The sequence below is a fragment of the Ruminococcus sp. genome (assembly GCF_017650195.1).
Classification (GTDB): domain Bacteria; phylum Bacillota; class Clostridia; order Oscillospirales; family Ruminococcaceae; genus Ruminococcus.
Genome location: NZ_JAGCFH010000093.1, coordinates 1 through 5,390 on the forward strand (window position 1 = coordinate 1; position 5,390 = coordinate 5,390).

The window sequence follows — 5,390 nt, forward strand, 5'->3', positions numbered from 1 at the left end:
AAGAAATGAAAATGAAAAAGGGAGCATATCTCTACTCGGCAATAACAGGACGATCTATTCCTCGGAATATGATCCCTCGGTGTTGGAAACTTTTCCCAACAAGCACCCGGACAACGATTACTTTGTAAAGTTTAACTGTCCTGAGTTCACAAGCCTCTGTCCTATCACGGGACAGCCGGACTTTGCGGCAATATATATATCCTACGTGCCTGCTGAGAAAATGGTGGAGAGCAAGTCACTGAAGCTCTACCTTTTCAGCTTCCGCAATCACGGGGATTTCCACGAGGACTGCGTGAATATAATCATGAAGGACCTCATAAAGCTCATGGAGCCTAAATATATCGAAGTATGGGGAAAATTCCTGCCCCGTGGTGGTATTTCCATAGACCCCTACTGCAATTACGGGCTCCCTGGTACAAAGTGGGAGGAGCTGGCATGGGACAGACTGGCTCACCATGATATGTATCCCGAGGCGGTCAATAACAGATAATGTGCTGAAAGCGTGTATCACAGGCAGTGGTACACGCTTTTTGACTATTTGTATAATTTTATCTTATAATAATATGTTGTTTTATTACACTATCAGTGATTGACAAATTAACTATAATGTGGTATAATAGAATAATAAATTATATATCCATTCAACAATGGTTGTTTAAAAAAAAAAGGATTTAATTGGTAAAAGATATATATATGCCTATATTTCGTTAAAATAAGGTTTAAGAAAAGATTGACTTAGGCGTCGTCTTAGGATGGGAAGTGAGAAAATGGATTTTCATTCGGTTTTTGAAGGACTTCTTGAAAAATTGAACAGTATGAAAAAAATTGACTTTACAAAGGTCAGTGCTGAGCTTGAATATATATGCGGCTTGTACCGTATATCAAAAATCACTACGAGAACGTATCAGGATGTCAGAAGTGAAGAACTGGGCAAAGGCGATGAGCTTGTATCTTATGACACCGGCGAAAAGGGAACTGTCGGTCTTTCAGAGCGTATAGTCACGGACCTGATGAATGTCATCATCTGCGACGTCTATATAAAAGAAGGTGTTGAGCCCTGGAGCGATGAAGAGGCTAAAGCTGTCAAATTCTTCCTGAATACCGTTACCGTGTATGTTAGCAGGATCAGGATACAGGACGCTGCAAACAGATTTGCCTTCTATGACGACGATGGATATCATAACTTCCGTTATCTTATACGTTATATACATAGGGTTGAGCAGGAAGGCAACATATCCGGAATGGCGGCTCTTCACTTCAATCTAAAGCATTTTGCGCTCGTCAATCAGCAGATAGGTAGAAGTCTCGGAAGTATGGTGATGCACAGCTTCTTTAATTCCATCGCGGATATGATACGTGGAAAAGGCGAGATATGCCGTGTCGGCGGTGATAATTTTGCTCTTGTCTGCGAGAGAGACTGCCTCAATAACGTACTTGGCTATCTCAACGGTGCTGCTGTAGTTTATGATGTAAGATCTGGCGACAGGGTAATGGTGTCAGCTTCTGTGGGAGTATTTCTTATCCCTGAGGACTTTGTCATGAGCGATATCGGGGATATACTTGATAAGATAATATCGGCTTCAAACGCTGCAAAAGTCAGTGACAATCAGAATATAGTTTTTTTCAGCGATGAAATGGTTGCCGAAAAGGACAAGGTCATGCGTATACAGCACCTCTTCCCAGAGGCTGTGCTTAAGGAAGAGTATCACGTTTTCTATCAGCCAAAGGTGAATATAAATACTGGCGAGATAGTGGGCGCAGAGGCTCTTTGTCGCTGGTTTAGGGACGGAAAGATAATACCGCCTATTGAGTTCATACCAATACTTGAACACGGACTGGAGATATGCAGACTGGATTTTTATATGCTCGACCACGTCTGCAAGGATATCAAACGCTGGCTAAAAGAGGGAAAGAACGTGGTGAGAGTATCTGTTAACCTCTCCCGTAAGCATATGGTTGATATGGATCTCTTGGAGCATATCCTAGAGATCGTTGACAGAAACGACGTTCCCCATGAGTATATAGAGGTGGAGCTCACCGAGACGACCACTGACGTTGAGTTTCGTGATCTTAAGCGCGTTGTAAGCGGTTTGCAGAACGCAGGGATATGTACCTCCGTTGATGATTTCGGCATGGGCTATTCTTCACTGAACCTTATAAAGGAGATACCGTGGAATGTCATGAAGGTGGACAAGAACTTCATCCCAGAGCATGATGAGGACGGTGCGGAGAGCACGAGAGACATTATGTTCCATTATGTTGTGGGAATGGCAAAGGCTATGGGACTTGAATGTATTGCCGAGGGCGTTGAGACCCAGACGCAGGTTAAGGCGCTCCGGAAGAACAAATGTGACCTTGCACAGGGCTTTCTGTTTGATAAGCCGTTGCCTGTTGAGGAGTTTGAGGAACGTCTTCGTAAAGGCAGATATGACGTTGAATAATATGAAAAATCGCCCGTTGTCAAACGGGTGCTCATACAGAAGTTTTGCCCCGAAGCATGGGAAAAGTGCTTCGGGGCATTGTTTTATGATTATGTTTCCGAGATATCTTAGAACCTAACAGTTATTTTGCATTTCTGCTATCCTGTGTACTATCTCCGAAAACTCTTACGAACGTGATTCAAGCAGACCATGTGTAGCATTTTTCATAACGAACATTTTTTCTCAGGAGCGTTCACCTGCTCGAAGTATTCACAGGCAAGCTGGTAATTTTTATGATAATCCATATCTCCGTTTATATTGTAGAATGGTATCTTATAATCGTATTTACCCAGCAAAGACAGTTTTGACATATCGCCTGAAAAGAAATCCATATAAGGCCCGAATGCCTCTCTGCTGTTTTTGACAAATCCGATATAATCCTTTATCGTATAATTCGGGTTGAACAGCACAGTAGTGAAGATGTTATAGTCTGTTCCATCCTTCATCATGCCGTAGCCATATCTTTCCATAATATTTGTTCTTGCCTGCAAGGATTTTATTGAGTCTGCTTTGTCAGGAGTCCAATTGGCAAGAATTGCCTTTCTCTCTTCATCGCTCTCGCTCCATTTCAGTGCAGTATTGTAAAGTCTTTGTTCATTCTCCTTATAAATCTATGAACTGTCCAGTACCGATGAATGATTCGTAGTATTCGGGATACTTAAGCGCCAAGTTAGCACCGTACAATGAACCCCATGAGTGTCCAAGAAGAGTTATCTTTTCCTTGTCCATATAGTTAAGCAGATATTCGGTCGTTTCTTCGCCGTCCTGCATCATGATGTCTGCTGTTATGGCCTCTGTCTTTGACGTGCCATAGCTTTTTCCACAATTTCGTTGATCCCATTTGAATACCGTATAAACGTCGCTCCACTTTCTCGTGAAGGCATAATCAATGTGACTCGTTGAAGAGCCAGGACCGCCATGAAGGTACAGTAGAACTGGATTATCCTTATCCTGTCCGTAAATGTTTATCCATTGCTTTGTACCGTTTATATCGGCATACATAGTCTCGTTGATACCACCGTCGGGAGCTCTGCCGTTTATCGAATTACCGATAAGCATTATCACTATTGCTGCCACAAGTGTTATCAGTATCCCAAGCAGTATTTTACCCGTTATTTTCAGTGCTTTTTTCAATATAATGCAGTCTCCAAATTTCGGCTTATATCAGTAGCAATTTATAGCGTAGCATTACTGAACGTACTTCAAAAATACTACGGCTTAGTATTCCTATTCAATATTGATGCTTTACGGGCGGATTTTAGGATCATATGCACATCTTTTCGAGTATCTCGGCAGCGTCAGTGACACAGCCCCTGCATGATCGCAGCGGCTTTCTTGTTAGGGAGCCTTTCAGCTCTTTGCATACAACAGAGTTGTTCATGTTTATAAACCTGTTTTCGAACTCACTTATGAGCTCAGGTGCTTTGTCGGGATATTTCTTTGAAAGGATATATTCGGCAGCGAGAACGGCTCCGCATTTTATCATTTTTCCGCCTGCAAACGGGGCTGCAGCAGCTCTGGCTTCATCCCCAGTGATTCCTATATCGTCTGCAAAGGCGCACATTACCGCAGCCGAGCAGCTGTAGAAATTTTTGTGATTTTCTATTGCCTTGTTTGCTTTTTCTGCCATGACTTATACCTCCTCGAGCAGGACGAACCCGCCCTTTTTCAGTGAATTATCTGTTATAAAGCTGTCTGAAAGACGGACGTGTTTTTCAATGCCGTTTTCGTTCCTGAGAGCAACTATGCACATCAGCTCTCCTCCTTCGGGTATGCCCTCGCAGCCGTAATCCTCTTCATAAATATCGATTATCTCATACTTCATTTGATATCCTCCTTAAGCTTTGCAAGAAGTCCTTTGCAGCCCTTTTCTATATCTGCATAAGCCGTATCGAATCTGCGGCTGTACCACGGGTCTGACACGTCGTCGCTGCGTCCTGTGAAGGAGAGAAGCTTGTATATCTTGCCGTCTCTGTCACTACCGAAGATGCGGTTCATATTGCGGATGTTGGCGGTGTCCATGCCAATAAAATAATCATACTTGTTGTAATCTGATTTTCTGAGCTGTATCGCATCTTTTCCAGAACAGCCTATACCGTGCTTTGCAAGCTCTAAACGGGCAGGAGGATATACGGGATTGCCTAGCTCCTCTGTACTTGTAGCGCTTGATGTTATATAGAACCTATTGCCAAGACCTGCGTCTGTAACGAGCTTTTTCATTATGAATTCTGCCATTGGAGAGCGGCAGATATTGCCGTGGCAAACAAACATTATTTTTATCAACTTTATAAAAACTCCTTTAATTCGCGGAAAATGTCTAAATATAGGCGCTTTCGCGTTTTTAATTTAGTGTATAAAAAAATAGTATTTTTCCAAATCTTTTCATATTTTCTCATGTTTTACCATTCAAAAGTGGTAAAAACAGTGGTAGATTATAAAGATTTACCATTTAACTAATTATTGATAATCGTTTCAATTCCTTTTCGGCATCTTCAATTTGGACATGAGTATAAGTGTTCAGTGTTACGATTATATCCGAGTGTCCCATTATATATTGAAGTAGCTTGGGATTCATACCTTTTTTAGCCATGTTGGAACAGAAAGTGTGACGGCAAACATGAGGAGTGATTAAAGGCAACGGAATACGATAAATTCTGTCATATTTTTCTTTAATATGCTGCATATATTTTTCCCAGTGAAGTGCAACTGTTGGCATTGAGTTTTTATCTAAGAAAAGAAAACCTGTATAACCTCCGATAAAAGGCTCGACTTTAACTTTTTTGCGTTTGGCGATTATTCTGCGGAAACAATCTGCAACTTCATCAGTCATCGGCACATACCTTATACCTTTTTCTGTTTTAGGAGGTTGTATAATGTATTCCATGTCACTGGCTCGAATAATCTGATGAT

At 41.8% G+C, this 5,390-nt stretch carries 8 protein-coding genes; 2 read left to right on the forward strand and 6 right to left on the reverse strand.

The features are described from left to right. Positions 1 to 25 precede the first annotated feature (25 nt). Together queF and J6U00_RS03910 are read left to right on the forward strand one after the other, a co-directional pair. Positions 26 to 490 carry a preQ(1) synthase gene (gene queF, locus J6U00_RS03905; RefSeq protein ID WP_296579163.1) on the forward strand — a complete coding sequence of 155 codons (465 nt, stop codon included), beginning with the start codon at positions 26 to 28 and terminating at the stop codon, positions 488 to 490. Between the two features lie 277 nt (positions 491 to 767). After that, positions 768 to 2,441, forward strand: coding sequence for a bifunctional diguanylate cyclase/phosphodiesterase (locus J6U00_RS03910; protein ID WP_296579144.1), 1,674 nt, complete (start codon positions 768 to 770; stop codon positions 2,439 to 2,441). A 203-nt stretch (positions 2,442 to 2,644) separates the two neighbouring features. Here the strand turns inward: J6U00_RS03910 and J6U00_RS03915 are convergent, their stop codons facing one another. The 6 genes from J6U00_RS03915 to J6U00_RS03940 all read right to left on the reverse strand — a co-directional run. After that, on the reverse strand, positions 2,645 to 2,950 hold the full coding sequence (locus tag J6U00_RS03915; protein WP_296579145.1) for a hypothetical protein: 306 nt from the start codon (positions 2,948 to 2,950) through the stop codon (positions 2,645 to 2,647). Between the two features lie 133 nt (positions 2,951 to 3,083). Continuing rightward, positions 3,084 to 3,614, reverse strand: a complete 531-nt coding sequence (locus J6U00_RS03920; RefSeq protein ID WP_296579148.1) for an alpha/beta hydrolase — start codon at positions 3,612 to 3,614, stop codon at positions 3,084 to 3,086. A 130-nt stretch (positions 3,615 to 3,744) separates the two neighbouring features. Continuing rightward, positions 3,745 to 4,110, reverse strand: coding sequence for a C-GCAxxG-C-C family protein (locus J6U00_RS03925; RefSeq protein ID WP_296579151.1), 366 nt, complete (start codon positions 4,108 to 4,110; stop codon positions 3,745 to 3,747). 3 nt (positions 4,111 to 4,113) lie between these two features. Continuing rightward, complete coding sequence (locus J6U00_RS03930; protein WP_296579155.1) at positions 4,114 to 4,305, reverse strand: hypothetical protein; 192 nt, start codon at positions 4,303 to 4,305, stop codon at positions 4,114 to 4,116. Next, a complete protein-coding gene (locus J6U00_RS03935; RefSeq protein ID WP_296579157.1) occupies positions 4,302 to 4,763 on the reverse strand; it encodes a low molecular weight protein-tyrosine-phosphatase in 462 nt (153 codons plus the stop codon). Before J6U00_RS03935 ends, J6U00_RS03930 begins: the two co-directional genes overlap by 4 nt. A 166-nt stretch (positions 4,764 to 4,929) precedes the next feature. Beyond that, positions 4,930 to 5,390 (reverse strand): site-specific integrase (locus J6U00_RS03940; RefSeq protein ID WP_296579160.1); only part of this gene is annotated, 461 nt, incomplete at its 5' end.

What these genes read in the sequence shown, in the direction of transcription:
- J6U00_RS03910 (WP_296579144.1), top strand. Translation starts at nt 768, where the DNA reads ATGGATTTTCATTCGGTTTTTGAAGGACTTCTTGAAAAATTGAACAGT.
- J6U00_RS03915 (WP_296579145.1), bottom strand. Translation starts at nt 2,950, where the DNA reads ATGGAAAGATATGGCTACGGCATGATGAAGGATGGAACAGACTATAAC.
- J6U00_RS03925 (WP_296579151.1), bottom strand. Translation starts at nt 4,110, where the DNA reads ATGGCAGAAAAAGCAAACAAGGCAATAGAAAATCACAAAAATTTCTAC.
- J6U00_RS03930 (WP_296579155.1), bottom strand. Translation starts at nt 4,305, where the DNA reads ATGAAGTATGAGATAATCGATATTTATGAAGAGGATTACGGCTGCGAG.